The following is a 25,145-nucleotide window of genomic DNA, read 5'->3' on the forward strand; positions in this document are numbered from 1 at the left end:
GGGTGCATTGTCAGATTTATCCTGAGCGGCGCTCAGCCGTCCGCCGTCGAGAGGAACCGCCCCGTGGGCCAGCTGCCCCTGTTCTTCCTGGTGCTGCTCGCCTCCGTGGTGACCATGCCACTCGCCCGCAAGACAGGGGTGCCGCAACCGGTCCTGATGACCCTGCTCGGCATCGCGATGGCGCTCGTCCCGCAGATCCCGGACGTCTCGCTCGAACCCGAGCTGATCCTCCCGCTGGTCCTGCCGCCGCTGATCTTCGCCGTCGCCCGGCGCTCCTCGGTCCGCTACTTCAAGGCCAACATCCGCTCGATCCTGCTGCTGGCCGTCGCCCTTGTCGTGGTCACCACGATCGCGGTCGCCGGCACGGTGCACTGGCTGCTGCCCGCGCTGCCGCTGGCCGCCGCCATCGCGGTCGGTGCGCTGGTCTCCCCGCCCGACCCGGTCGCCGCCGTCGCGGTGGCCGGCAGCGTCGGCCTGCCCCGGCGGCTGGTGGCGATCCTGGAGAGCGAGGGCCTGTTCAACGACGTCACCGCGATCGTCATCTACTCGCTGGCCATCGAGGCCATGGTCAGCGGCGACTTCTCGGTCGGCAACGCGGTGCTGCGCTTCGTCCTGTCCGCCGTGCTCGCCGTGGTCGTCGGCGCCGCCCTCGGCTGGATGAACGCCAGGCTCGCCGAACGCCTGGACGACCCGACCCAGCAGGTCGCGCTCAACCTGCTGGTGCCCTTCGCCGCCTACACCCTCGCCGAGGAGATCCACGGCTCCGGCGTGCTCGCCGTCGTGGTCTGCGCGCTCTACCTCGCCGAACGGGCCGCCGACGCCGACGCCGTCTCCTACCGGCTGGTCGGCAACGCCTTCTGGGAGGTCGTCGAGATCCTGATCACCGGCGTCGCCTTCGGCCTGATCGGCCTGGAGCTGGCCACCGTGCTCAAGGAGGCCGGCAGCGGCTGGACCGGCTTCACCGGCGACGCCGCCGTGGTCATCGCGGTGGTCGTGGTGGTCCGGCTGCTCTGGCTGCTGCCGGCCGGCTGGGTGTCCCGGAAGCTGCGCCGCGGCGACGACGAGGACACCCCGTTCAGCTGGAAGGAGAGCGTGATCCTCTGGTGGTCCGGCATGCGCGGCGTGGCCACCGTCGCCCTGGCCCTCGCCATCCCGCTCACCCTGCACTCCGGCGCGGACTTCCCCGAGCGCGGCCGACTGGTCTTCATCGCCTTCAGCGTGGTGCTGTTCACCCTGCTGGTCCAGGGCCTGAGCCTGCCCTGGCTGGCCAAGCGGCTGGAGCTGGACATCGACCAGGACAAGCACGAACAGGCCGTGCGTCAGCTCTGGTGGCGGGCCGCCAAGGCCGGACTCAGCCGGCTCGGCGAACTGGAGGAGCAGGACAAGCTGCCCGCCGAGGTCGCCGACCGGCTGCGGGACCGTCAGCACGACCGGCTGGCCCGGCTCTGCCCGGAGAAGTACGCCGAGGAGGACGCCGCCGAGGCCAAGCTGCGCCTCGCCCAGTGGCGGGCCGCCCGGGACGTCGAACAGGAGATGATCGCCGCCTCCCGGCGCGAGATGCTCGTCGCCCGCAGCGAACCCGGCGCCGACCCGGAGCTGGTCGACCAGGTGCTGCGCGGGCTGGACCTGAGGACGGAACGGAAGTGACGGGCAGTCCGCGTCGCGAGCCGAAGGGCACCGGGTCAGGAGCGGCCCGGAGGCGAGTGACGAGTCAACAGCGCGCGCCGGGCGGAATGTGCGCGACCGCCTCCGGGGTTGCATAGGCTGATCCCGGGCAGGCCGTCAACGGAGTCGGCGCACCACCAGTACCCGCACGACCTCGCGAAGAACCTTCACGCCTGGCCCTGCCGGTTTCTGCACCCAGATGAATCGAGGACCCACCGATGTCGGAGACCCGCGCCGACGCCCGCACCCCGCTCGACCGCACCCCGCAGTGGGCCGCCCTGGCCAAGCACCGGGACGAGTTCGGCGAGACCCACCTGCGCGAGCTGTTCGCCGCCGACCCGGAGCGCGGCAGCCGCTACACCCTGCAGGTCGGCGACCTGCACGTGGACTACGCCAAGCAGCTGGTCACCGACGAGACGCTGGAGCTGCTGCGCGAGCTCGCCGCCGCCACCGGCGTCGCCGAGCTGCGGGACGCCATGTTCCGCGGCGAGAAGATCAACAACACCGAGCAGCGCGCCGTCCTGCACACCGCGCTGCGCGCCCCGCGGGACGCCGTCGTCGAGGTCGACGGCGTCAACGTCGTCCCCGGCGTGCACGCCGTCCTGGACAAGATGGCCGCCTTCGCCGACCGGGTCCGCAGCGGCGAGTGGAAGGGCCACACCGGCAAGCCGATCCGCACCGTCGTCAACATCGGCATCGGCGGCTCCGACCTCGGCCCCGCGATGGCCTACGAGGTGCTCCGCTCGTACGCCAAGCGCGACCTGGACGTCCGCTTCGTCTCCAACGTGGACGGCGCCGACCTGCACGAGGCGGTCCGCGACCTCGACCCGGCCGAGACGCTGTTCATCGTGGCCTCGAAGACCTTCACCACCATCGAGACCATCACCAACGCGATCTCCGCCCGCGACTGGCTGCTCACCGGCCTGGGCGCCGGCACCGAGGCGGTGGCCAAGCACTTCGTGGCGCTGTCCACCAACGCCCAGGGCGTGCAGGACTTCGGCATCGACACCGCCAACATGTTCGAGTTCTGGGACTGGGTCGGCGGCCGCTACTCCTACGACTCGGCGATCGGCCTCTCGCTGATGATCGCCATCGGCCCGGACGCCTTCCGCGAGATGCTGGACGGCTTCCACCTGGTCGACGAGCACTTCCGCACCGCCCCGGCGGAGCAGAACGTCCCGCTGCTGCTCGGCCTGCTCGGGGTCTGGTACGGCGCGTTCTTCGACGCCCAGGCGCACGCGGTGCTGCCGTACTCGCACTACCTGTCCAAGTTCACCGCCTACCTGCAGCAACTGGACATGGAGTCCAACGGCAAGTCGGTGACCCGCGACGGCACCCCGGTCAACTGGCAGACCGGCCCGGTGGTCTGGGGCACCCCCGGCACCAACGGCCAGCACGCCTACTACCAGCTGCTCCACCAGGGCACCAAGGTGATCCCGGCCGACTTCATCGGCGTCGCCCGGCCGGTCGCCGACCTGCTGCCGGGCCTGGTCGCCCAGCACGACCTGCTGCTGGCCAACTTCTTCGCCCAGACCCAGGCGCTGGCCTTCGGCAAGACCCCGGAGGAGGTCGCCGCCGAGGGCGTGCCGGCCGAGCTGGTCCCGCACAAGACCTTCCGGGGCAACCACCCGACCACCACGATCCTGGCCGGCGAGCTGACCCCGTCCGTGCTCGGCCAGCTGGTCGCGCTGTACGAGCACAAGGTGTTCGTCCAGGGCGCGATCTGGAACATCGACTCCTTCGACCAGTGGGGCGTCGAGCTGGGCAAGGTGCTCGCCAAGCGGATCGAGCCGGTGCTGCTCACCGGCGAGGGCGGCGAGCAGCTGGACAGCTCCACCGCGGCGCTGGTCGCCCGCTACCGCGCGCTGCGCGGCCGCTGAGCCCCGGCCGGGCCGTCCGCTCCGGCGGGCGGCCCGGCTCGTTGGCTCGTCGGTTCTCGCACCGGACGCACCGGAAACGTCTTGCGACGGGAAACGCCGGAAGGCCCCTTGCCTACGCAAGGGGCCTTCCGGCTGTCTGTGCGCCGCCAGGGACTCGAACCCCGGACCCGCTGATTAAGAGTCAGCTGCTCTAACCAACTGAGCTAGCGGCGCCTGCTGACAGAGAAGACTCTAGCAGCGGCCGGCGTCCGAGCCAAAATCGAATACCGGTCGCCCTCCGTTCACCCTCCGGTCACGACGGCGGGCTCCGCCGGGGCGGACGCGCCGGGCTCGCGCGCCGCCCGTACACAGGCCCAGAGCGCCACCGAGGCGCCGGGCAGCCAGGGCTCCCGCTCCTCCGGGGCGACGATCCAGCGGCCGGAGCCCCGGCCGGGGGACTCCGGGCCGTGCAGCATCCGCTGGAGCGGCGGCACGGTCACCGCGTCGCCCCTGCCGTGGCACAGCAGCGGCGGCACGTCCCGGGCCCACTCCTCCCAGGCCAGCAGCCGGCGCAGCCGGGGCGCCGCGCCGGGCTGGACGAACAGCAGGGTGCGCCCCCGGTAGCTCGCGACCGGTCCGCAGCCCGGGCCGGAGGCCCGCAGCTCGTCCAGCACCCGGCGGCCGAACAGCGACGGCATGCTGATCACGTCGAAGGCCCGTCCGCAGGGCAGCACCGAGGGCGCCCACGGACGGGACTCCCAGAGGGCGCGCATGCTGCGCGGGTACTCGCTGGCGGAGGCGAGCCAGGCTTCCCCGGCCACGGTGACGTACTCCACCGACTCATACGTCCAGATGTCCACGCCCAGCAGCCTGCGCCGTGCGCGGCCCGGGTGTGGCGGAAAGAGCCGTTCGCCGGACAGGGGCGGGGGGCGCCGCGTACCCTTCCGCTTCTGGCATATGCCAGGGGCCGGCCGGTCAGTCCTCGTGGCGTCGCGGCTGGAGCAGACCGCGGCCGTACTCGATCATCTTGTCGGCGTAGTCGGGGGTCCAGTCCGCCCGCTCGGCGATCTCGGTGTTCGACAGCGCGTCGAACCGGCGCGGGTCGGCCAGCTGTGCGGCGGCGACCGCCTGGAAGTCGGTGGCCCGCTCGGCAGCCGCCCGGAAGGCCAGGGCCAGTTCGGTGGAGCGGCGCAGCAGCTCCGCGGGGTCGTCGATGGACTCCAGGTCGAAGAATCGTTCCGGCTCCGGCTCGGCGGACTGCGGCTCGAACAGCAGCTGCGCAGGGCGCTTGCGCCGGGTGGGCTCGGGCGCCTCGGCGGGGGAGTCGGGCATGGACGGACACCTCCGGGGTCTCGGTGGGAGGGGGCGGGCGGTCTGCTCCGGGCCGCACCGCCCGGTTGTGGCCGTCGTCCATTGTCTCGCGGCGGCGGCCGGTAACGGAACGGTGCGCGTGCGGGCGCTATTCCCCGGCGCGCGCCGGGGGCGCGCCTCGGGTGCCGCGCATCCGCCGGGTATCCGGATCGCGCGCGAACCGGTTGTTCCCGGCACAGAGTCGCCCACTGAATCGGGAGTACCCCATGCTCGTGCCGAAGGCCTTGTCCGCCGCCGTCCTGTTCGCGGCCGTCCTCGCCCCGGCCCTACCGGGGGTCCCGGTGGCGTCCGCCTTCGCCGCCGAGACGGCGAAAGTGGTCACCGGTCCGCCCAGTGCCCCCGGCGGCGTCTCGACCGCGACGTGCCCGACCGGCACCCACCTGACCGGCGGCGGCTACCGGCTCCAGCCCGATGCCGACGGCCCGGTGCGCGCCAACGGGCCGACCACCGACGCGACCGGCTGGAGCGCCCAGGCGGAGCGCGGCTCGGTGGTGGCCTTCGCGGTGTGCGAGACCGAGGACTGACGAGCTAGCGCAGGTGGACCCGGTGGCCGCTGAGGTGCTGGAGGACCTGGTGGTTGGCCTCCCAGCCGTCCGGGAAGGCCGCCGGGACGCCCAACTGGACCGGCTCGGTGGACGGGTGTTCGTCCAACAGCTCGGCGATCCCGGCCCGGGCCACCACGATGCAGGCGTGCCGGTGCCGGGAGGCGAGCACGCAGAGCCGGCCGGTCTCCAGGTGGAAGGCGGTCGCGTCCGGGCGTCCGGAGAGCGGGTGCAGCACCACCGTGACGTCGTACTCCCGGCCCTGGAGCCGGTTGGCGGTGTCCACGGTGACGGCCGGACCGGCCGCGTCGTCCACCGGCACGCCCGCCCTGAGCAGGGCCGCCCGCACCGCCGCCGCCTGGTCCCGGTGGGCGGTGCCGACGGCGATCCGGTCCGCGGTGAGCGGGGCCTCGCCCTGCTCGGAGTGGGCGGTCAGTCCGCGCTCCAGCAGCCGCCGGACGGTGGCCGCCACGGCCGCCACCGCCTGCGGGTCGGTCCGTACGGTGTGCCGGGCGGGCAGTTCCAGCAGTGCCCAGCCGTGCTCGGCCGCCCGGTCGATCGCGGCGTCCAGCGCCGAGCCGTCGGGGCGGACCGCGGCGGTCAGCCGGCGGTCGTCCGGGCCGGTGCCGGAGCGGAACGGCGTGTACGGGTAGAACGCCCGCGAGATCAGCGGCGCCGCGCTTGCGGGCAGCCGCCAGGAGACCGGCAGCCGGTGCGGCTCGATCTGCGGGTTGTGCGCCAGCATGGTGACCACGGCGCTGCTGGACGGGTCGTAGGACAGGCCCGCCCACTGCTCGGTGCCGACCACCGTGAACGGGTCCAGCTGGCCCGGATCGCCGACGAACAGCGCCCGCTCGAACAGCCGGGCCACCGCGAGCAGGGCGTCCGAGCGCATCTGGTACGCCTCGTCGACGATCGCGTGGCGCCACGGCGCCTCGGCCCGGACCCACTGCCACTTGGCGGACGTGGAGATCACCACGTCCTGCTCGACCAGGTCGGCGACCTTGTCGGAGGGCGTGACGTTGGCGTGCTTGAGCACCTCCGGGCCGGGCCTGGAGTCCGCCGCGTGCAACCGGCCGATCGTCAACTCCGGGGCTTTCTCGGCCAGTCGGCCGACCAGGTCGTCCACCTGCCCGTTGGTCTGGGCGACGATCATCAACCGCTCGCCGGCCGCCACCAGCTCCCGGGCGGCCCGCACCACCAGGGTGGACTTCCCGGCGCCGGGCGGGGAGTCCACCACCACACCGCGCGGGGCGCCGGCCGACGGGCGGACGGTGGCCGTCAGGATGCGGGCCACGGCGGCGTCGGCGGCCGCGCCCGGGGACTGCTCGGGGCTCGACTCGGCTCCGGGGCTCGACTCGGCTCCGGGGGTCGACTCGGGGGCCGGTTCGGCCATCACTCCCACTCCTCGGAGGCGGACGGGGCGGCTACGGGCGCGGCGCCGGGCGGGCCGCCGTGGGTCCACGGGGTGTCGTCCGGCTCGGGCAGCGGCGCGGATTGGCGGACCGTCAACTCGAACAGGGTGAAGGTGACCGGTTCGCCGGGCTCGGGCAGGCTGCCCGGCTCCGGTTCCTTCTTGCGGCCCATGCCGGACAGCACCCGCAGGGTGATGGTGCCCTCGGCGGGCTCGACCGCGACGATCTCTGCCTTCTGCGCCGACGGGCCGTGCACCCGGTGCACCTCCCGGCCGAGGTCCGCGTGCGGGCGGTCGGCGGTGCGCAGGGTGAGCAGCGGGCGGGGCTTGGGGGAGCGGCCGGTGGTGTCCCAGTCCGGCACCACCTCGGTCACCACCCCGCTGAACGCCTCGCCGGACAGCCGGTGTTCGGCCATCGCCAGCGGGTCGTCCAGCGCTTCCTGGACGTCGAGGCGGGCCTGCTCGCGCTCGCGCTGGGCGAGCTTGCGGGCGGCGGTGACGGCGTCGTCCTGCCGGGGCTGCGGGGGCTCGCCGGCCGCGAGGCGGTCCCGGTGGCCGGTGTAGGACCAGCGGTCGCCGGTCCAGCGCTCCTCCAGGTGGCCGGCCGGCGGCAGGGCGCGCAGCAGGTCCAGGCCCCGCCAGACGTCCCGCCAGGTGGGCAGCAGGACGGCGGTCAGCACCTCCGTCAGCTGGTCGACCGCCGAGCGGACGGCCGCCCGGGCGCGCTCAGCGGCGGCCTCGTCCCGCTGCTCGGCGCTGTGTCGTAGGGCAGTGGCGGCTGTGTCGTAGCGGGCGATCGCCGGGGCGAGCACGAACTCGTCGAAGCGCGGGTCGGTGGCCGGACCGGCCGGCGGGTGCAGCAGCTGGCCGTGCTCGTCCCGGCCGCTCTCGGCCAGCTCGGCAGCCCGCGCGCCGCTCAGGCCCGGCGGCGGGTCGTGCCAGGCCAGCCGGGCGGCCAGGTGCTGGTCCTCCAGGTGGCTCTGTCCGGTGGCCCAGTGCCGGGCGAGCAGGCCGGTCATCGGCAGCAGCAGGCTGGAGCCGGGCACCTGGGCGCGGTCGGTGAGATGGGTCAGCCAGCGGCCGAGCAGCGGCACCCGCAGCGGCGCCGGGTAGGGGCCGGGCTCGGCGTCCTCGACGGTTCGGCGGAACCGGGTGGAGCGGCCGATCAGGGCGAGGTGGTGCACGCCCGCTCCGTTGGGCACGATCAGCTGCGGCGCGTCGGAGCACAGCTCGCGGAAAACCTGGGTCTTCTCGCCGGTCTCCGGATCCTTCTCGGAGCCCTCGATCTGCTCGACGTCGTCGGCGAAGGACTCCAGGTACGGCAGCAGGTCGGCGGCCAGCTCGGCCAGGAAGTCGAAGCGCAGGGTGCGGTTGAGTGGCTGCGGCACCAGGTGCAGCCGGGGCGCGTCCCGGTCGGTGCCCAGCATCACGGCCAGCGGCGCGCCGGCCTCACCGGCGGCGGTCAGCGGGATCAGCACCATCGGACGCTCGGACAGGTGCCGGTGCCGGACGGTGGCCAGCCGTTCGGCCCGCCCGCTGCGGACGGCCTCCAGCCGGGCGAGGGTGGTCAACAAGCTCATGCACCCGCCTCGCTTCGCTCGGCAGGGGCATTCGCCCACGCGCACCTCTTGACGATGAGCTCGCTGCGCTCGCTCATGCGCCCACACCCAGCGCTTCCGCGCGCAGGGCGGCCGCGTAGGCCAGGCGCTCGGCCGCGTCGTCCGCGGTGTCGTCGCCGTCGTCCGTGCCGCCGAGGTCCGTGCCGCCGCCGTTCGAGCCGGAGGCGGCGGCCAGTGCCTCGGTGACCGTACGGATGCTGCCCAGCTCGCCGCGCACGCCCCGGCCGAGCTGCTCGACCCGGTCGCCGCAGCGGGCCCGGGCGCGGCAGTGGAAGCCGAGTTCGCAGGAGGAGAGGCAGTCCGGGCTGTACGCGGCGGGCACCGACTCGACCGCGGCGGTCAGCTGCTCGGAGGTGCGGGCCGGGGCGCCGTCCCGGTCGGCGGCCAGGTCGAAGTCGGTGCCCGGCGGCAGGGTGTCCAGCAACCGGTCGATGCCGGTCATCCGGCTCAGCTGGCGGCGGGTGACGGCCAGCTCGCGGCGGACGTCGACGGCGACCGCGGTCGGCCGGTTGCCGAAGTCCTTCGGGCAGACCAGCAGCACGCTGGTGCGGGGGCTGCCCGGCAGCCGCTGCTCGGTGTACGGGTCGTCGGTCGGCGCCTGCCCGGCGGCCGCGGCGGCGGTCCGCTGGAGCGCCAGCACGTACACGGCGGCCTGGCGCGCGGCGGCGCCGACCTTGGCCGGGTCCGCGCTGCCGTCCAGCACCGGGAAGGACTTGATCTCGACCACCGTGCACCGCCCGCCGTGCACCACCAGCGCGTCCGGCTCCAGGTAGGCGGTGCTGCCCGCCACCTCCAGGCGCAGCATCGGGTGGTCCAGCAGTGTCCAGGCCTCCGGCTCGGCGGCGGCCTGGGCCAGTGCCTCGGCCGTCCGGTCGGCGCGGACGGCCGGGCCGGAGCGGTGCAGCAGGTCGGGCACCAGCAGCGGGGCGCGGTCGTCGGCCGGGACGCCGAGGTGGGCGCGCAGCGGCTCGAGCAGCGCGGAGTAGTCGTCCGCCTTCAGCCGGGACTCGAAGATCACGCCGCGGGCGATCGCGAACGGGGACTGGCCGAAGGGGGCGGGGCGGCCGAGCCGGGCGGCCAGCGCGGACTTGTCCACCCCGGCCGCGTCCAGCACGGCGCGGCGGTGACAGCCCGGATTGGCGGCGAGCGCGGCGAGGGCGCGGGCGTTCAGACTGCGCTGCGGGGCCGGTCCGCGCAGCTCGGCGAGCCGCAGGGCGAGCGGCTCAGCGGGCCCGCTGAGCGGGACGTTCGTCGAGACGTTCATTGTGCGGCCCAGTGTCGCATCCGGGTCCGACAACGCGGTGCGGACCGGCCTGTTCCGGCCGGAACCGGCGGGAACCGCGGCCCGCGATCGTGGTCGCCGTCCGGGTGGGGGATCATGGAGCCCGGTGCTCAAGGGTGAGACCGACCGTTGACCGCCCCGCTGCGAGGAGCCTCCCATGCCCGCCCGAATCGTGCTGGTCCGCCACGGTGAGACCGAGTGGTCGGCCACCGGCCAACACACCGGCCGCACCGACATCCCGCTGACCGAGGAGGGCCGCGCGATGGCCCGGGCGCTCGGCGCCCGGCTCGCCAAGGCCCCCTGGAACGGACTGCCGGACGCGCTCGTCTACACCAGCCCGCTCGGCCGCGCCAAGGAGACCTGCGAACTGGCCGGCTTCGGCGACCGCGCGGTGGAGCGCCCGGAGCTCATGGAGTGGGACTACGGCCAGTACGAGGGCCGCACCGGCGCGGACATCCGGGCCACCGACCACCCCGGCTGGCTGATCTGGCGCGACGGGGTGCCCGGCGGCGAGAAGCTCTCCGAGGTGGCCGCCAGGGTGGACGCCTTCCTCGCCGGCCTCCACGAGGAGCACGGCGTCCCGGATTCGGACACCACCGTCATGCACTGCGCCGATCAGGACGTCATCCTGTTCGCGCACGGCCACGTGCTGCGCATCCTGACCGCCCGCTGGCTGGGCCTGCCGCCCGAGTTCGCCCAGCGGTTCAAGCTCGGTACGGCGGCGCTGTGCGTGCTGTCCTGGGAGTACGGCGCCCCGGCGGTGGAGGTCTGGAACGACCTGTCCCACCTGGAGGGGCTGAACTCCGGCCACTGATCCTCCGGTCGGCGGCCCGTCCACGGCTGCTCAGGCCGCCGCAGCCTGGTCGTACCCGGCGAGGAAGCGGCGGACCTCGGGCACCGAGGCGTGTCGGCGCAGCCGGCCGGCGGTGTCCGCCAGCATGCTGCGGATCCGGGCCGAGCGGACCTCGCCGAACAGCGCGACGGCGGCCGAGCCGTGGTGCGCCGCCCCCGCCAAGTCCCCCCGGCCGAGCCGGTCGTGGGCCAGCTCGGCGGTGTACAGCACCCGGTTGCGGACGAACTGCGGCTCCTGCAGCGCTATGGCCAGCGCGGCCTGCTCGCTGGCGCGGTCCCAGTCGCCGAGCGCGGACCAGCACTGCGACTGCAGGCCGACGAACTCCGCCTCGCCGAAGAAGGACATCCACTCCGGGTCGCCCTCGGACGGCCCCCGGTCGAACAGCGTGTACGCCCGGCTGATCGCGCGTTCGCAGGAGGAGCGGTCCCGCAGCACGGCCCAGGCGCCGGCCTCGCGCATGACCAGCAGGGCGAGCAGCCGGTCGGATTCCAACTGCCGGGCGGCGGACTGCCCGGCCTGCGCGGCGCGCAGTGCCTCGCGGGGGCGTCCGGCGTCCCGGGCGAGGAAAGCGCTGTTGCAGAAGACGTGCGCCTCCAGGGCGGGGTCCCCGGCCATCCGGGCGGTGGCGAGCGCCTCGGCGTAGAACGAGCGGGCGTCCGCGAGCCGGTTCGAGTCGTGTGCCAACCAGCCCACGGAGATGGCGAGTTCGCCCGCCCCGGCCTGGAGCCTGCGTTCCGTCTCGGCGGTGTACTCACCCTCGTTGAGCAGCACGTAGGCGGTGCGCAGCGACTGTCCGGCGAGGTCGTACAGGGCGTCGGCGCCGTGCGCGTCGTCGGCCAGTCTGAACTCCCGGACGGCCTGTTCGACGCTGAGCACCTCGGCGGCGCCGACCTTGCGCGGCGGCGGTACCGGCCCGGGGCGGCCGGGCACCACCGGGTCCAGGCCGAGCAGTGACGGTGCGGTGAACTCCGCACCGGGGAGGGCACCTTGGCCGGCAGCCGGGCCGAAGCCGGCACCAGCGGCGGGACCGGCCGCGGCCGGCCGGTCGATGCCGATCACGGTGGCCAGCGCGGTCGAGCCGCCGGCCAGGAACGTACGGCGACGCACGTCGTCGTTCTCCTCGTCGAGATAGGGCGATCCATCGGGCCCCCCGGGCACCGCGCCGGCCCTCGGCCACGGGGGCCCGTCCGGAGCGACTGGATCCGCGTACGGCGAGGCAGCGTACGGGAGTTGGGTGGAGAGTGGTGAGCGCGGGGCGGGCAGGGGTGGGAACGGTGGGTGGAGCGGGGGCGCCCCGGCCGTTCCGCCGCTCCCCGCCGGGCGGCGGCGGACGGCGGTGCGGGGGGCGAAGCCGAGGTCGGTGAGCGTGCGGTCCGGCCACATGTGCCGGAAGACCCGCTCGTAGGCGTAGTTGGGGCAGCGGATCTCACCGGACTCGACCCGTCCGACGTAGCGGGCGTCGCAGGAGACGTGCTCGCCGATCTCGCGGGCGGCCCGGCGGACTGCCATGGCGAACTCGCCGGGTGAGAGGTCGCCGCGCAGTGCGCGCATCGTGGTGTTGGGGGACGGTCGGTTCGGCTCGGCCGGTGGGGTGGCTGCCATGGCGCCGAGAGTACTCGGAGTCACCGACCGGCCACAGTCGGTTTGCAGAACATATGCCATCAATGCGGTGCAAAGCGGGCGTTCTTGCGGGATATCCGCCATGAAATGCCATGCCTTGCTGTAATGCGCCCCGTGGCCTCGGGTGCCACCGCGGCGTTGTCCTGTTACGTGGAAGCCCAGGCCGTCCCCCCGGCCCGTCCCCGCCCCGGCGTCCCACCCCGGGCGACTGTGCTTCCGACCCGACGAGGTACAGGAGGGCCCATGATGGCCACCGGACTGCCGCAGTACCGACCCGTCGCCGGGGGTGTGCTCGCCGGCGCCGCCCCCGCCCTGCTCCCCGACCCCGCCGACGACCGTTTCCCCGGCCGGGGCCCGGTCGACGGCGGCCGCGGCTCCTGCGGCGGCCTGCGCCGGGACGCCGCCGTCCCCGAGGAGGGCACCCTGGTCACCGGTTGCGACACCGTGACGGTCGCCCTGCGGCACGGCCTGGAGGCCGTCGACATCCTGCGGCTGCGCCGCGCCTGCGGAGCCGTCCTCCAGAGCCGCAACGGCAGCACCGTCTCCTTCCTCGTCCCGGCCGGCACCTGGGAGACCTGGCACCTGCCCGGCAGCTCCTGTACGGCCGGTGCCCTGGTGCCCGGCGCCACCGACCCGCGCTGGGTGATCCCGCCCTCCGGCGCCAGTCGCGCCGCCCGCCCCACCGACGCCTGGGTGCTCCGCTCCGCCCTCTGCGAGGCCGCCTGCACGCTCACCGCGGGCGGCCTCGGCCCGTTCTAGCGGGCGTGCCGCGAGGATTCCGCCGGGCCCGAAACCCTCCGGCCGGATCCCCACGGCACGCCCCTGACCTGTGGGTGTCCCCCCTCGGCGGCGATAATGGCCGCCATGGGACGAAGCAGCAGAGCCGCGCGCAACCCGGAGCCGGAAGCCGCCACCGGGCCGGGCGGGCGCACCCGCGCCCAGGGCCCGCTCAGCCGTCCCGTCGGCTCCGGCCTGGCGGAACTGCGCCCCGACCGCGACCGCCCCGCTGCCTGGACCCTGCTGATCGACGGCGCCCCGCAGTCCCTGGTCGACCTCGCCGACCCGACCCACCTCGGCTTCGAGTATCAGCGCCGGCTCGGCCACCTGATCGACCTGGCCGCCCCGCCCGGCCGCCCGCTGACCGTCCTGCACCTGGGCGGCGGCGCCCTCACCCTGGCCCGCTACGTGGCAGCCACCCGGCCGCGCTCCCGCCAGCAGGTCGCCGAGATCGACACCGAGCTCACCGAACTCGTCCGCGCCGAGCTCCCGTTGGAGCGCGGCTGGCAGATCAAGGTGCGCGGAGCGGACGCCCGCAGCGTGCTGGAGCGTACCCCCGAGGCCAGCGTCGACCTGGTCATCGCCGACGTCTTCTCCGGCGCCCGCACCCCGGCCCATTGCACCACCGTCGAGTTCACCACGCTCGCCGCCCGCGCCCTCGCCCCCGGCGGCTGGTACACCGCCAACATCGCCGACGGCGCCGCCCTGTCCTTCGCCCGCTCCCAGGTCGCCACCCTCGCCGCGGTCTTCCCCGAACTCTGCCTGGTCGCCGACCCCGCCGTCCTGCGCGGCAAGCGCTTCGGCAACCTCATCCTCGCCGCCGCCCACACCCCCCTTCCCGTCCCCGACCTCACCCGCCGCGTCGCCTCCGACTCCTCCCACGGCCGCGTCGAACACGGCCGCGCCCTCAGCGACTTCACCGCAGGGGCCGTTCCCGCCACCGACGCCACCGCCGCGCCGTCCCCGGCCCCGCCGCCGGGCGTCTTCAGCTGACGCCGCGCTCGCCGCGGCCCCCCCTCGGCGCGGTAAATCCGTTTGATGACGACCGAGTTGCGCCGAACAATGGCCCTGCCGCCCGACCGCCCTGTTGCCCTGCCGCCGACCCGAGGGGGGTGCCATGCCCATCCGACCCGCCCGCCCGGACGAGGCCGAGCTGCTCACCGGCATCGCCCTGCGGGCCAAGGCGTACTGGGGCTACGACGAGGCGTTCATGGCCGCCTGCCGGGAGGAGCTGACCGTGGACGCCGCCGTGATCGAGCGGGCGTCGACGTTCACGGTGGTGGCCGAGGACGGCGACCGGGTGCGGGGGTTCGCCGTACTGGTCGCCGCCCCGCCGTCCGGGGAGCTGGCCATGCTCTTCGTCGAGCCCGACCGGATCGGCCGCGGCATCGGCCGGGCGCTGTTCCGGCACGTCCGAGGCGTTGCCCGGGCGCTCGGCCTGCGCCGCCTCACCATCGACTCCGACCCGCACGCCGAGCCGTTCTACCTGGCGATGGGCGCCACCCGCATCGGCAGCACGCCGTCCCTCTCGATCCCGGGGCGTGAACTCCCGCTGATGGAACTGGAGCTGGCCCCCGGGGTTTAGGCCGCGTCGTGGGCTGTGTCTTGAGCTGTGTCCTGGGTCGCGTCCCGAGCCGCGCCCTGGATCGTGTCGTGGATCGTGTCGGGGGCCGCGTCTTGAGCCGTTCAGTGCCCGCGCGGTAGTCCGCGGTGCTTGCACATGGCCGCGCCGGTGAGCAGCAGTCCGGCGGCGATGGGGGCGAGCACCGCGGTGGCCGTCGCGGAGCCGTCGGCCACGGCCGTGACGGCCGCCGTGTCGGCGAGGGCGAGCGCCTCGGGCGTCCCGCTGTCCGTCGGTGCGGCGGGCGGCGCGGAGGGGGCCGCGACGCCTGCCGCACCGACGGGTTCCACCTCGCTCCGCCCCTCGCGGACCGTCGCCTCCCGCACCGCGGGAGTCTCCGCCGTCTCGGGCCGGGGCCGGGTCGCCTGCCGGGGAGTGCGCGGCCGGGGAACGGTGTGCGGTTCGGCGGGCTCGTCCTCGCGGGAGGCGCGGGTCTCGGCCGGGCGGGCCCGGGCGGGGGCGGCGTCGAGCAGTCCGGAGGCGAGCGCGAAGGCGTCGGGGACGGCGGCGCGCTGCCCGGGCAGGGGGAGCCCGCCGGCCCGGATGCGCTCCTGGAGAACGCCGCCGACCCCGCTGGTGGTCGCGTACAGCGGCGCGTCGCCGGTCAGTTCCCCGACGAGCCCGGGGGAGTGGGCGGGTTCCCAGGCCGCGGGCTGCTCCGGTTCCGCGGGGCGGGCGGCTGACTGCCCGTCGAGTGCGGGGACGCCGTGTACGGCTCGGTGGACGGCGGGCCGGGCCTGCCCGGGCAGCGGCTCGGCGGAGGCCGTGTACGCGCCGGGTGCGCCGACGCCCCAGAGCTGTGCGAGCAGGGCCCCTCCGGCGGCGACGGCGCGCGGGTGGGGCAGCCATCGGGCGAGCGCACGCCGCGCTCCGGCCACCCCGCGCGGGGCGGGTTCCTGGGGCTCGGTCGCGTGATTGGCTCGCACGTGAGTTGAGAACGAGCGGACGGGCGGTGAGGTCACGCCCGCCGTCACGGACAGTCATCGCGCACGTGGCCCCGGGGTTCCGCCCGGGGCCACCGACCGCGCGGCGGTCAGGAGTTGGGACGCAGGGTCCAGGTGACCGTCATCACACCGGTGACAGCGCCGTCGGCGCGGGTGATCTCGACGGTGACCGGGAACTCGGGGCGGCCGCCGGCATCCAGCTCGGCGACGACCTCGGCGGCCGGGCGGCCGAGCGCGGCGGTGGCGGTGACCTCGCCCATGGCGAGCTTCTTGTACGCGATCTCGGCGTTCACGGCGAGCGGCACGGCCCGGGACAGCTGGTCCCCGAAGGCGGCGAGCACGATGCAGCCGCTGGCGGACTCGGCGAGCGTGAACATCGCGCCGGCGTGCGGGCCGCCGACGTGGTTGTGGTACGCGGGCTGGTCGGGCAGCCGGAGCACAGCGCGCTCCGGGGTGGTCTCCAGGTACTCGAGCTTCAGGGTGTGCGCCATCGGCACGGTGGCGTCGAGCATCTGGCCGATCGAAGGAGTGGTCATGACGACGATGTTACTAGTCGGTAGCTTCTTGTGGCAGGGGCCGATCGGAAAAGCCGACCGGAAAAGCGGGACCGCCGTGCACAACTGAGGCAACGCGAAAACGCCCGAGGGGCCGACCTCTTGAAGAGATCGGCCCCTCGGGCTCTGGGGTGAGTGACGGGACTCGAACCCGCGACCACCTGGACCACAACCAGGTGCTCTACCAACTGAGCTACACCCACCATCTGTCCGGTCCGTTCCCGCTCTCGCGTTCCCGTTCCGACAGGAAGAACTCTACAGGATCCGAGAGGGTGCTCGCGCCAGGGTTTCGTTCCGGCGGACGCGGGCACCCCCCTCCGCCCCTCCGGGGGCCGTCCGGGCGCCCCCGCCGCGCCGGTCGCGCCGGGGGCTCGCCGGGTCAGCCGGCCGGGGCCTGGTACTTCTCGGCGATGGCGCGCGCGGTCTCGGCGTCCGGACCGGGCTGCGGCACGAACACCGCCTCGCGGTAGTACCGCAGTTCGTCGATGCTCTCGTGGATGTCGGCGAGCGCCCGGTGGTTCCCGCCCTTCTGCGGGCTGTTGTAGTACGCCTTCGGGTACCAGCGGCGGGCCAGCTCCTTGATCGAGGAGACGTCCACGATCCGGTAGTGCAGGTGCTTCTCCAGAGTCGGCATGTCCCGGGCCAGGAAGCCGCGGTCGGTGGCCACCGAGTTGCCGCACAGCGGCGTCCTCCCGGCCTCCGGCACGTGCTGGCGCACGTACGCGAGGACGAGCTCCTCGGCCTCGGCCAGGGTCACTCCCTGCTCCAGCTCCTCCAACAGGCCGGAGGAGGTGTGCATCTCGCGCACCACCTCGGGCATGTTCGCCAGCGCCTCCGCCGGCGGGCGGATGATGACGTCCACGCCCTCGCCGAGGATGTTCAGCTCGGAGTCCGTCACCAACACCGCGACCTCGACCAGGGCGTCCCGGTCGAGGTCGAGGCCGGTCATTTCACAGTCGATCCATACCAAACGGTCATTCACACAACTCACCCTACGGCGCGATCACGCGCCGCGGGCACCGGTGGAGCCGAGAGGGGTGCCGGAGCGCTGCCCTCGGCCTGGTGGTCCTCCGCCCCGCTGTGCGGCCCGCGGCCCTCCGGGTGCTCGCCCTCCCGGCCGGTGCGGACCGCATGCCCGTCCCGTCCGGGACGGGCCTCGCGCGCCGCCCGTCCGCCGTCCGCCGTCGCGGCCCGGCCCGCCTGGGTGCGGACCTGTGGCGCCCGGGCCTGCCGGCCCCGGAGCTCGCCCGCCCCGGCCGCCGGCTGCCCGGCGGCGGTGGTCGGCACCCGGCCTCCCGGCGCACCGTGCGCGCGACCGCCCGCCCCCGGCTCGTCGCCGGGTCGCTCCACCGCGCTTCGGTGACCCTGGCCCTGGCCGCGCGCCCCCGGCTGGGGGTGGCCGTCCTCGGCCGCCGCGTGCTCGGCGGTGCGCGACGGACGCCCCGCACCCGGCCCGGCCTGCGGCGGCACCAGCGGCGGCCGCACCGGACCGCGCGCCACACCCTGCTGCCCGGGGTGCGGCTGCTGCGCGGCCTGCTGGTGCGGGTACGGCTGGCCCGCGCGGGCGTGGAAGCCCTGGGCGGCCGACGTCCCGGCCTGCCCCGGACCGTACGGACCGGCGTGGCCGTGCGGCACCGGCTGACCGGGGCCGACCGGCTGGCCGTGCGCCCCCGCCTGGCCGACCGGCACCTGCGCCCCGGGCCCCGCCGGGAACGGATGGGCCGGCTGCGCGCCGTGCGCCGCCCCGCCGAACAGCGCCCCGCCCGCCGAGGCGGCCGCGGTGGCCGCCGGGTGCGCCAGTGCGCCGGGCAGCCGCAGGTCGCCGCCGAGCGCCCCGGCCGGGGCGGGCGACTGCTGCCCGGGCCGCCGGGCCCGGTAGCTGGTCCGGTACGCGGCCGGCGAGACCCCGAGCTGACGGCGGAAGTGCCCGCGCAGCGCCACCGGCGAACGGAACCCGCACCGGCGCGCGACGTCGTCCACCGACAGCTCCGAGGTCTCCAGCAGCCGCTGGGCCTGGAGTACCCGCTGGGTGATCAGCCACTGCAGCGGCGCACTGCCGGTGAGCGTGCGGAAACGGCGGTCGAAGGTGCGGCGGCTCATGTATGCGCGGGCTGCCAGCACCTCGACGTCGAACTGCTGGTTGAGGTTCTCCAGCGCCCAGGTGACCACCTCGGCCAGCGGGTCGTTGCCGATCTCTTCCGGTAAAGACTGATCGATGTACTGGGCCTGTCCTCCGCCGCTGCGGCGGCTGGGCACCACCAGTCGGCGGGCCAGCGCGTTGGCCGCCTCGGCGCCGTGGTCGCTGCGCACCACGTGCAGGCACAGGTCGATCCCGGCGGCGGTGCCGGCCGAGGTGAGCACGTCGCCGTCATCCACGAAGAGCTCGCGCGGGTCGACGTGCACCCGGGGGTAGCGCTTGGCCAGGGTCGGCGCGTACATCCAGTGGGTGGTCGCCGGGCGGCCGTCCAGCAGGCCGGCGGCGGCGAGCACGAAGGCGCCGGTGCACAGGCCGATGATCCGCGCGCCCTCGTGGTGGGCCTTGCGCAGGGCGGTGATCGCCTCGACCGGCGGGGGCTGGGAGATCGAGCGCCAGGCCGGTACGACGATCGTGCCGGCCCGGGCGAGGGCCTCCAGACCGTACGGCGCGGAGAGGGTCAGGCCGCCGGTGGTCGCCAGCGGGCCCTCCTCCCCGGCGCAGACCAGCAGCCGGTAGCGGGGGACCCCGGCGTCCTGGCGGTCCACGCCGAAGACGGAGAGCGGGATGGAGCTCTCGAAGATCGGGGCGCCGCCGAAGATCAGCACCGCGACGGTCTCCCGGCGGCGCCGGCCGGACAGCTTGCGCGGGGCGCCGGCCGTCAGCGGGCCCACCGGGGAGCCGTTGGCGCCCGGTCCGCCACCGTGGCCCAGCGGGCCGTGGCCGGGGGCGGTGCCCAGGGCCAGGCCGCCGAGCGGGCCGCCGGCGCCGTTCACTCCCGGGGCCGAGCCGCCGGCGGGGTAGGCCGGGTGGCCGTTGTAGCCGGAGTACTCGCCGGCGAAGGGCTGGGCGGGGCTTCCGTAGGGCTGGGCGGGGCTGCCGTAGGACTGGGGTGGGTTGACGGGGCCTCGGCTGACGGGCTGTCCGCCGTGGCTCGGGTTCCCGCCCTGGGGAGACTGGGCCCCGTAGGGGGCCGGTCCGCCGTGGGACTGGCTGCCGTTGGTGTGGCCGCCGTGGACTTGGCTGCCGTGGACTTGGCCGCTGTACGCCGGTCCGCCGTACGCCGGCCCGCCGTACGCCGGTCCGCCGTGCTCGGCCGCGGCGGGGCCGGTGGCGGCGGACGGTACCGGGGGACAGGGGGTGTGCGAGGCGGGGCCCGAGGTGCTCGGGATGCCGGAGGTACGGGTGGTGGCGGCGGTCGCGGAGGTGCCGGTGCTTCTCGCGGGCCGACCCGCGGTACCGGTCGGCGCCTGGCCGCTGTCAGGACCCGCGTCGCTCCTGCTCACCCTGCTCAAGGCGCTCAAGCCCCCTCGGTGGTGTGGTGTGGGTGGTGCGGCACTGCTGGCCAAGATCGAAATCTATCGGGTGGACCATTGCCGTTGTGACAAGTTCACCATCCGACGCTATGTCGACATGGCAATTTGGCGTGATGCATTCGATCACGAAGCGTGGCACCCGTCGACCCTTCTGGGAAGAGGGCCGGTGCAACGGTGGCTGGTTGTCGCGGGACGGTTCCTGGGGCGTCCGGCTTCCGGGCACCCGGCCGGCGGGTCTGGGCTGCGGATTTGCCCAAGCGGGAGGGAGTGGCGCGAAATTGACCGAAAATCGGCGGTGCACGTGAGGGCGCACGTGCGCAGGTCGTGTGCCTCCGAGGCTTCATCCGGCCAGTGTCGGGGCGGCTGAACCGGGGCCGGGGCGGCCGGGCTACGGTCCTGCCGTGAACACCAACAGCCGGCTCGAACAGGCCAACGACAACGCAGCCGCCTTCTGGCTTGCCCAAGCCCGCGCGCACGGCTGGCAGTCCCGAGTCCAGCCGGGGCTGACAGCGGTCCGCTGTGCGCGCACCCCGGATGACTCACAGCGTTTCGTGGTCACCCGTCCGTACGCCGAACCAAGCGTCGTGGAAAAGGAGTTGGCGGAGATCCTGGACGAGTGGGAGAGCATCCGCTTCACCCTGGAGGACCCGTACGGCGGGCTCGACCTGTCCCGCTTCGGGGCCACCCGGATGCCGATCATGCCGGTGATGGCGCGTGAGCCAGGCCCGGTGGAGGGCGCGCCGACCGAGCTGCCCGCCGTCTCCCCGGCGCACGGCGGCGGCTCCCTGACGGTGGATGAGGCGCTGGACGGTGACACCTTCGCGCAGGTCGAGCGGGTCATCGTGGACGGCTTCCCGCTGCCCGCCCGTCAGCCCTGGACCCGCAGCGAAGCGCTCCCGGAGCAGTTGCTGCGCCAACCCGGCTGCCGGGCCTGGCTGGGCCGGGTTGACGGCGCCCCGGCGGGTGCCTGCCTCAGCTACGACGACGGCCGGGCCACCGGGGTGTACTGGGTCGCCACCCTGCCTGACCAGCGCGGCCAGGGGGTGGCCCGCGCCCTGCTGCGGACCGTCCTGGCCCACGCGTACCCGGACCGTCCGGCCACCCTGGTGGCCACCTCGGTCGGCGAACCGCTCTATCGCACCCTCGGGTTCACCGAACTGGCTCGGACCTGCTGGTGGACCCGCACCTCGCCGGGCGGCTGACCAGGGCCTTCGACGCGGGGGGCGGCGGTGCGGTGCGGTGTCCGGTTTCGAGCGGGGCCCTTCGCGCGACCGGAACCCGGTCTCGGCGCTACTGGGCGGCCGCCGCGGCCGTGGCCGTGACCGGCGCCGAGGCGAAGACGGCTTGGACGGGTGCGACGCCGTCGACCGCCGCGCGAGTGCCATCGACCGCCGTGCGAAAGGGCTTTGGGCGCACCATCGGAACGGCCCGACCGCCCTCCGTGCCCGGTTCCACCCCGGCGCCCGGTCCTGCGCCCACCCCGATCCTCGACTCCGCCTGCACTCCCGTGCCCGGGCGGCCGTCGGCGATCACGGCAAACTCACCTGATCGGTTTCGGACACCGGACCCTGCCCCGGAGCCCGAGGCGTCGACGGTCCCGGCGTCCACGGCAACGGGCGCACTCGGACCCTCCGGGGCGGTCCCCGTCGGGCGTGCGCCGGACCGCGCGCCGAGCAGCGCCGTCGCGCGCTCCGGGCCCCGCGCAGCGGCCCCGACGGCCTGCCTACGCACCGGCCCGCCGACCTGGACGCCCGACCGAGCCTCCGAGCGGACGTTCGGCCGGGCGTCCGCTCGGGCCGAGGGCGCGTTGCGCGCCGCCAGCACGAGGCCGACGGCCTCCGGCAGGCCGGCCGCCTTCAGCGTCGGCCGGTAGCCGCTCTCCGCCCACGGCCGGTCGTGGTGCAGCCAGACGCTGCGCAGCCCGGCCAGTTCGGCGCCGGCGATGTCGGCGGGCGCGTGGTCCCCGACCATCCAGGTGTGCGCCGTCCAGTCCCCGGTCGGCCGGACGCCGCACCGCTGGGCGGCTATCTCGAAGATCAGCGGATCCGGCTTGACGCAGTCGGCCTCCTCCGAGATCACCCAGCCGTCGACCAGCAGCCCCAGCCCGGTCCGCCGGATCTTCTCCAACTGTGGCCGGGTGCCGCCGTTGGAGACGATCCCGAGCCTCCACCCCGCCGCCCGTGCCGCCCGCAGCGCCTCGATGTGCCGGGGCGGACAGTGGATGTGCGAGTTGATGCCGCGTCGGAAGTGCGCGAGCAGGAACTCGACGGAGGCGTCCAAGCCGTAGCGGCGCCGGACGGCGGACAGTACGGTGCTGCGCGGCACGTAGCCGCTCCCGTCGAGGGTGACGAACCAGTCGAGGTCGCCGGGCGGCAGGTGGTGTTCGGACAGGAAGTCCTGCGCCCAGGCCCGGAAGGCGGCGTCCCGGGGTAGCAGCGTGTTGTCGAGGTCGAACAGGAGCAGGGCCATGTCGAGCATGGTGCCAGCGCCCGCGCCTATGCACCTGGCAAATGCCAGACCGCGTCGTGAAGCCGCACGAAGTGGCCGAAACGGGCCTGGCACGTGATGGACGGTGGGCGTCCGGACGGGCCGACGGGGCCGGTTCGGCCTCCCGGGGTGTAACGGTTCGCGACGTCCCGCAACGGATCGTCGCCAATCCATGACAGTCCGGTCACGGTGTCCGGCGGGCCTGTTGCGCCTTCCGGTCCGCTCAGTCAAGCTCCAGGGAACCTCCTTTCCGGAGGGGCGCGATCGCCTGCGGGCAGGGCGCACTGTTTCGGCGTGCGCATCCCCCTTTCGCGGGAACAACATCGTTCCAGGGCTTCGCCGCTGGGCTGGGCCCCATGCCCGTCGTACTCTGAAAGGAACAGGTCACATACGGTGCTGCTCGGCGTAGACCGACGTCATCCCGTTGGCGGGCCTGCCGCCCGGGCAGCGTTGTCCTCTCCTGTCGGCCCCTCTCCCTTGAAGAGCCGTGAGCCATGGCTGTTTCTGAGCCTTCCCGACCGGTCGAACCCGACGCGCCCCGCAGTGCGGGCGCAGGGCCCGGGGGAGACGGCGCCCGCACGAACCTCGACCCGGCCGACGGGCACCGAGACGAGCGCGCCGAAGTCCATGGCGATGACGGCGCCGGCGACCGTGCCGAGGGGCCTGGCGACCCTTACGCCGAGCGCGCCGAGCAGGCCGAGCGCGCTGAGCATGCCGAGCCCGCTGGCCACCCGCCGAGCGACGCCCCGGTCGCCCTGGTCGCCCCGGACCGCGTTCCGGCCGATGCGCCCGGCGACGAAGTCAGGCTCGCAGCCACGAGCCCTGAGCGGGGTGAACCCCGAGGCCTCGCGCGCGCTCTGCGCAGCCTCACCCGCCGTGGCAGCCTCGCCCGGCGCGACCGCCCAGGGCCCCGCCAGCGCCGTGGCGAGCCCCGGCCCGGTCCTGCGGAGCCCCCGGTGACGGGCCGCCCCGGCCCGGGCGCCGAGCGTCCGGAGACGGTTCCCGGCGCCACCGGCGGGCACACCGAGCCGTCGGCGCAGGAAGCGCCCGGACGCTCCCTGGATCCGGTGTTCCAGCACGGTGTCGTGGTCGGTTTCGACGGCTCGCTGTCGAGCGAGCGGGCCCTTGCCTACGCGGTCGGCATGGCCCGCCGATCGCAGTGCGGCCTGGTGATCGTGCATGTCGCCAACCGCCTGCCGGCCACGGTCTGGGCGGGCTGCGAGCCGCCCGTCTTCGTCGACCTCCCCGACCACCGGACCGAGGTCCTCGGCCTGGAGCTCGCCTGCGCGGACTTCCTCACCGGGGTGCCGTGGATCCTGATCGAGCGGGGCGGCGACATCTGCCACGAGATCGAGGAGGTCGGCCGCGAGTACGCCGCCGACGCGATCGTCGTCGGCACGACGCACGGCCTGCTCGGCAAGCTCTTCGGCTCGGTCTCCGGACGGCTGGCGCGGCGGGCCAACCGCCCGGTGATCGTGATCCCTTGAGGACTTCCCGAGGGGCCTGCGGAGCCCCTACGGACCCCCGCGCGGACTCTCGCGGACGTCCTCCCCTGATCGCCTTTGCGGGTCGTCGCCTGATACCCCTGATGCCTCCTCCGCCGTCGGCCGCTCCTCAACACCAGTTGTGGAGCGGTGCGTTGGCCCGGTGGACTCGGCTCAGGAGGTGACCATCAGGAAGTGATCGTCACGACGTGACGCCGAGCTCCCGGGCGATGAGCATGCGCTGAACCTCAGACGTGCCCTCCCCGATTTCCAGAATCTTGCAGTCGCGCCAGAAGCGGGCGACCGGGAATTCGTTCATGAAGCCGTACCCGCCGTGGATCTGGGTCGCCTCGCGGGCGTTGTCGACGGCGGCCTCGGACGAGTACAGCTTTGCGATCGCGGCCTCCTTCTTGAACGGTTCGCCGTGCAGTAGCCGGGAGGCGGCGTCCCGCCAGGCCAGGCGGGACGTGTGGGCGCGCAGCTCCATGTCGGCAAGCTTGAACTGGATGGCCTGGTTGGCGCCGATCGGCCGGCCGAAGGCCCGGCGCTCGCCGGCGTACTTGACGGACTCGTCCACGCACCCCTGGGCCAGGCCGGTGGCCAGGGCCGCGATCGCGATGCGGCCCTCGTCGAGGATCCGCAGGAACTGGGCGTAGCCTCGGCCACGCTCGCCCAGCAGGTTGGCCGCGGGGACGCGGCAGTCGGTAAAGGACAATTCGCGGGTGTCGGATGCGTTCCACCCGACCTTCGAGTACTTCTTCGAGACCTGGAACCCCGGGGTCCCGGTGGGCACGATGATGGAGGAGATCTCCCGCACAGGCGAGCGGAATTCGCCCTCTTCACTCGAACGAGCGATCGGTTCGGTGAGTGCGGTGACGGTGACCAGTCCGGTGATGTCGGTGCCGGAGTTGGTGATGAAGCACTTGGTCCCGTTGATGACCCACTCGTCGGTGGTCTCGTCGTACCGCGCGGTCGTGCGGGTGGCGCCGGCGTCCGACCCGCCCTCCGGCTCGGTGAGGCCGAAGGCACCGAGGAGTTCGCCGGAGGTCAGCCGGGGCAGCCACTCGCGCTTCTGCTCCTCGGTGCCGAACCGGTAGATCGGCATCGCGCCGAGCGAGACGGCGGCCTCCAGGGTGATCGCGACTGAGGAGTCGACGCGGGCGAGTTCCTCCAGCGCGAGGCCGAGCGCGAAGTAGTCGCCGCCCATGCCGCCGTACTCCTCCGGGAAGGGCAGGCCGAACAGGCCCATTCGCCCCATCTCCCGGACGATCTCGTAGGGGAACTCCTCTCGCTCGTAGAACTCGCCGATCTTCGGCGCCACCACGTCCTGGGCGAACTCGGCGACGGTGCGCCGCAGTTCCTCGTACTCGCTGCTGAGCCGGTGGTCGAGCATCTGATCCTCCTGGTGCCCGGCCGGGGTGGCCGCGGGCGTGAACGGGATGGCCGCCGCCCGTCTGATGGTGTGACGGTCGCACGGTGTGGTTGAAGGATGAACGTGGTGCGTGGGGGCGCCGACCGGGCCGAACGGTCGGCCGGCGCCCGT

21 protein-coding genes, 2 tRNA genes and 1 pseudogene are annotated in these 25,145 nt (G+C 74.3%); 9 read left to right on the forward strand and 15 right to left on the reverse strand.

Going from position 1 to position 25,145, the window contains the following annotated elements; all coding sequences use genetic code 11:
* Positions 1 to 63: 63 nt before the first annotated feature.
* The gene (locus ACZ3UD_RS18075) at positions 64 to 1,647 is read left to right on the forward strand and encodes a Na+/H+ antiporter (RefSeq protein ID WP_465587971.1); all 1,584 of its coding nucleotides are present in this window, start codon (positions 64 to 66) and stop codon (positions 1,645 to 1,647) included.
* A gap of 236 nt (positions 1,648 to 1,883) precedes the next feature.
* The gene (pgi, locus tag ACZ3UD_RS18080; protein ID WP_465587973.1) at positions 1,884 to 3,545 is read left to right on the forward strand and encodes a glucose-6-phosphate isomerase; all 1,662 of its coding nucleotides are present in this window, start codon (positions 1,884 to 1,886) and stop codon (positions 3,543 to 3,545) included.
* 139 nt (positions 3,546 to 3,684) lie between these two features.
* On the opposite strand, the gene ACZ3UD_RS18085 is transcribed toward pgi, so the two are convergent.
* The 3 genes from ACZ3UD_RS18085 to ACZ3UD_RS18095 form a co-directional block, all read right to left on the reverse strand.
* Positions 3,685 to 3,758, reverse strand: a tRNA-Lys gene (locus tag ACZ3UD_RS18085).
* Between the two features lie 68 nt (positions 3,759 to 3,826).
* On the reverse strand, positions 3,827 to 4,384 hold the full coding sequence (locus tag ACZ3UD_RS18090; RefSeq protein ID WP_465587976.1) for a bifunctional DNA primase/polymerase: 558 nt from the start codon (positions 4,382 to 4,384) through the stop codon (positions 3,827 to 3,829).
* Positions 4,385 to 4,499: 115 nt separating this feature from the next.
* Positions 4,500 to 4,856, reverse strand: a complete 357-nt coding sequence (locus tag ACZ3UD_RS18095; protein ID WP_465587979.1) for a hypothetical protein — start codon at positions 4,854 to 4,856, stop codon at positions 4,500 to 4,502.
* Positions 4,857 to 5,101: 245 nt separating this feature from the next.
* Between ACZ3UD_RS18095 and ACZ3UD_RS18100 the strand changes: the two genes are divergently transcribed.
* Positions 5,102 to 5,419 carry a hypothetical protein gene (locus ACZ3UD_RS18100; protein WP_465587982.1) on the forward strand — a complete coding sequence of 106 codons (318 nt, stop codon included), beginning with the start codon at positions 5,102 to 5,104 and terminating at the stop codon, positions 5,417 to 5,419.
* A gap of 4 nt (positions 5,420 to 5,423) precedes the next feature.
* Here the strand turns inward: ACZ3UD_RS18100 and ACZ3UD_RS18105 are convergent, their stop codons facing one another.
* The 3 genes from ACZ3UD_RS18105 to ACZ3UD_RS18115 form a co-directional block, all read right to left on the reverse strand.
* Entirely contained in the window at positions 5,424 to 6,833 is a 1,410-nt protein-coding gene (locus tag ACZ3UD_RS18105) for an AAA family ATPase (RefSeq protein ID WP_465587985.1), read from the reverse strand.
* Complete coding sequence (locus ACZ3UD_RS18110) at positions 6,833 to 8,431, reverse strand: hypothetical protein (protein WP_465587988.1); 1,599 nt, start codon at positions 8,429 to 8,431, stop codon at positions 6,833 to 6,835. Before ACZ3UD_RS18110 ends, ACZ3UD_RS18105 begins: the two co-directional genes overlap by 1 nt.
* Before the next feature lie 73 nt (positions 8,432 to 8,504).
* Entirely contained in the window at positions 8,505 to 9,734 is a 1,230-nt protein-coding gene (locus ACZ3UD_RS18115; protein WP_465587991.1) for a hypothetical protein, read from the reverse strand.
* A gap of 175 nt (positions 9,735 to 9,909) precedes the next feature.
* On the opposite strand from ACZ3UD_RS18115, the gene ACZ3UD_RS18120 reads away from it, so the two are divergent.
* Entirely contained in the window at positions 9,910 to 10,566 is a 657-nt protein-coding gene (locus ACZ3UD_RS18120; protein ID WP_380612745.1) for a histidine phosphatase family protein, read from the forward strand.
* A 30-nt stretch (positions 10,567 to 10,596) separates the two neighbouring features.
* On the opposite strand, the gene ACZ3UD_RS18125 is transcribed toward ACZ3UD_RS18120, so the two are convergent.
* Complete coding sequence (locus tag ACZ3UD_RS18125) at positions 10,597 to 12,207, reverse strand: tetratricopeptide repeat protein (RefSeq protein ID WP_465587995.1); 1,611 nt, start codon at positions 12,205 to 12,207, stop codon at positions 10,597 to 10,599.
* Positions 12,208 to 12,468: 261 nt separating this feature from the next.
* Here ACZ3UD_RS18125 and ACZ3UD_RS18130 point away from each other — a divergent pair, with 261 nt between their 5' ends.
* The 3 genes from ACZ3UD_RS18130 (at position 12,469) to ACZ3UD_RS18140 (ending at position 14,587) form a co-directional block, all read left to right on the forward strand.
* Positions 12,469 to 12,984 (forward strand): hypothetical protein, encoded by a 516-nt coding sequence (locus ACZ3UD_RS18130; RefSeq protein ID WP_465587998.1) that lies wholly within the window; start codon positions 12,469 to 12,471, stop codon positions 12,982 to 12,984.
* Positions 12,985 to 13,080: 96 nt separating this feature from the next.
* Positions 13,081 to 13,995, forward strand: coding sequence for a spermidine synthase (locus ACZ3UD_RS18135; protein ID WP_465588001.1), 915 nt, complete (start codon positions 13,081 to 13,083; stop codon positions 13,993 to 13,995).
* A 124-nt stretch (positions 13,996 to 14,119) separates the two neighbouring features.
* The gene (locus ACZ3UD_RS18140; protein ID WP_465588004.1) at positions 14,120 to 14,587 is read left to right on the forward strand and encodes a GNAT family N-acetyltransferase; all 468 of its coding nucleotides are present in this window, start codon (positions 14,120 to 14,122) and stop codon (positions 14,585 to 14,587) included.
* Positions 14,588 to 14,688: 101 nt separating this feature from the next.
* Here ACZ3UD_RS18140 and ACZ3UD_RS18145 read toward each other — a convergent pair whose 3' ends face one another.
* From ACZ3UD_RS18145 to ACZ3UD_RS18165, 5 genes and pseudogenes are all read right to left on the reverse strand, one after another.
* A complete protein-coding gene (locus ACZ3UD_RS18145) occupies positions 14,689 to 15,549 on the reverse strand; it encodes a hypothetical protein (RefSeq protein WP_465588007.1) in 861 nt (286 codons plus the stop codon).
* A gap of 107 nt (positions 15,550 to 15,656) precedes the next feature.
* Entirely contained in the window at positions 15,657 to 16,103 is a 447-nt protein-coding gene (locus ACZ3UD_RS18150) for a DUF4442 domain-containing protein (RefSeq protein ID WP_465588010.1), read from the reverse strand.
* A gap of 145 nt (positions 16,104 to 16,248) precedes the next feature.
* A tRNA-His gene (locus ACZ3UD_RS18155) sits at positions 16,249 to 16,324 on the reverse strand.
* A 176-nt stretch (positions 16,325 to 16,500) separates the two neighbouring features.
* A complete protein-coding gene (gene orn / locus ACZ3UD_RS18160; RefSeq protein WP_465588013.1) occupies positions 16,501 to 17,103 on the reverse strand; it encodes an oligoribonuclease in 603 nt (200 codons plus the stop codon).
* A gap of 868 nt (positions 17,104 to 17,971) precedes the next feature.
* Positions 17,972 to 18,989: pseudogene (locus ACZ3UD_RS18165) on the reverse strand (helix-turn-helix domain-containing protein); the annotation flags it as partial.
* Positions 18,990 to 20,032: 1,043 nt separating this feature from the next.
* Between ACZ3UD_RS18165 and ACZ3UD_RS18170 the strand changes: the two are divergent.
* Entirely contained in the window at positions 20,033 to 20,833 is an 801-nt protein-coding gene (locus tag ACZ3UD_RS18170) for a GNAT family N-acetyltransferase (protein WP_465588015.1), read from the forward strand.
* A gap of 88 nt (positions 20,834 to 20,921) precedes the next feature.
* On the opposite strand, the gene ACZ3UD_RS18175 is transcribed toward ACZ3UD_RS18170, so the two are convergent.
* A complete protein-coding gene (locus ACZ3UD_RS18175; protein WP_465588018.1) occupies positions 20,922 to 22,100 on the reverse strand; it encodes an HAD family hydrolase in 1,179 nt (392 codons plus the stop codon).
* A gap of 434 nt (positions 22,101 to 22,534) precedes the next feature.
* Entirely contained in the window at positions 22,535 to 22,831 is a 297-nt protein-coding gene (locus ACZ3UD_RS18180; RefSeq protein WP_465588021.1) for a hypothetical protein, read from the reverse strand.
* 243 nt (positions 22,832 to 23,074) lie between these two features.
* On the opposite strand from ACZ3UD_RS18180, the gene ACZ3UD_RS18185 reads away from it, so the two are divergent.
* Positions 23,075 to 23,605, forward strand: coding sequence for a universal stress protein (locus ACZ3UD_RS18185; protein WP_465588024.1), 531 nt, complete (start codon positions 23,075 to 23,077; stop codon positions 23,603 to 23,605).
* 199 nt (positions 23,606 to 23,804) lie between these two features.
* Here ACZ3UD_RS18185 and ACZ3UD_RS18190 read toward each other — a convergent pair whose 3' ends face one another.
* A complete protein-coding gene (locus ACZ3UD_RS18190) occupies positions 23,805 to 24,995 on the reverse strand; it encodes an acyl-CoA dehydrogenase family protein (protein ID WP_387627108.1) in 1,191 nt (396 codons plus the stop codon).
* Positions 24,996 to 25,145: the final 150 nt, after the last annotated feature.

The organism is Kitasatospora sp. NPDC023118, from assembly GCF_055560875.1.

What these genes read in the sequence shown, in the direction of transcription:
- ACZ3UD_RS18190 (WP_387627108.1), bottom strand. Translation starts at nt 24,995, where the DNA reads ATGCTCGACCACCGGCTCAGCAGCGAGTACGAGGAACTGCGGCGCACC.
- ACZ3UD_RS18100 (WP_465587982.1), top strand. Translation starts at nt 5,102, where the DNA reads ATGCTCGTGCCGAAGGCCTTGTCCGCCGCCGTCCTGTTCGCGGCCGTC.
- ACZ3UD_RS18110 (WP_465587988.1), bottom strand. Translation starts at nt 8,431, where the DNA reads ATGAGCTTGTTGACCACCCTCGCCCGGCTGGAGGCCGTCCGCAGCGGG.
- ACZ3UD_RS18140 (WP_465588004.1), top strand. Translation starts at nt 14,120, where the DNA reads ATGCCCATCCGACCCGCCCGCCCGGACGAGGCCGAGCTGCTCACCGGC.
- ACZ3UD_RS18175 (WP_465588018.1), bottom strand. Translation starts at nt 22,100, where the DNA reads ATGGCCCTGCTCCTGTTCGACCTCGACAACACGCTGCTACCCCGGGAC.
- pgi (WP_465587973.1), top strand. Translation starts at nt 1,884, where the DNA reads ATGTCGGAGACCCGCGCCGACGCCCGCACCCCGCTCGACCGCACCCCG.
- ACZ3UD_RS18105 (WP_465587985.1), bottom strand. Translation starts at nt 6,833, where the DNA reads ATGGCCGAACCGGCCCCCGAGTCGACCCCCGGAGCCGAGTCGAGCCCC.
- ACZ3UD_RS18135 (WP_465588001.1), top strand. Translation starts at nt 13,081, where the DNA reads ATGGCCGCCATGGGACGAAGCAGCAGAGCCGCGCGCAACCCGGAGCCG.
- ACZ3UD_RS18115 (WP_465587991.1), bottom strand. Translation starts at nt 9,734, where the DNA reads ATGAACGTCTCGACGAACGTCCCGCTCAGCGGGCCCGCTGAGCCGCTC.
- ACZ3UD_RS18095 (WP_465587979.1), bottom strand. Translation starts at nt 4,856, where the DNA reads ATGCCCGACTCCCCCGCCGAGGCGCCCGAGCCCACCCGGCGCAAGCGC.
- ACZ3UD_RS18150 (WP_465588010.1), bottom strand. Translation starts at nt 16,103, where the DNA reads ATGACCACTCCTTCGATCGGCCAGATGCTCGACGCCACCGTGCCGATG.
- ACZ3UD_RS18180 (WP_465588021.1), bottom strand. Translation starts at nt 22,831, where the DNA reads ATGCTCAGCGCGCTCGGCCTGCTCGGCGCGCTCGGCGTAAGGGTCGCC.
- ACZ3UD_RS18120 (WP_380612745.1), top strand. Translation starts at nt 9,910, where the DNA reads ATGCCCGCCCGAATCGTGCTGGTCCGCCACGGTGAGACCGAGTGGTCG.
- ACZ3UD_RS18130 (WP_465587998.1), top strand. Translation starts at nt 12,469, where the DNA reads ATGATGGCCACCGGACTGCCGCAGTACCGACCCGTCGCCGGGGGTGTG.
- ACZ3UD_RS18125 (WP_465587995.1), bottom strand. Translation starts at nt 12,207, where the DNA reads ATGGCAGCCACCCCACCGGCCGAGCCGAACCGACCGTCCCCCAACACC.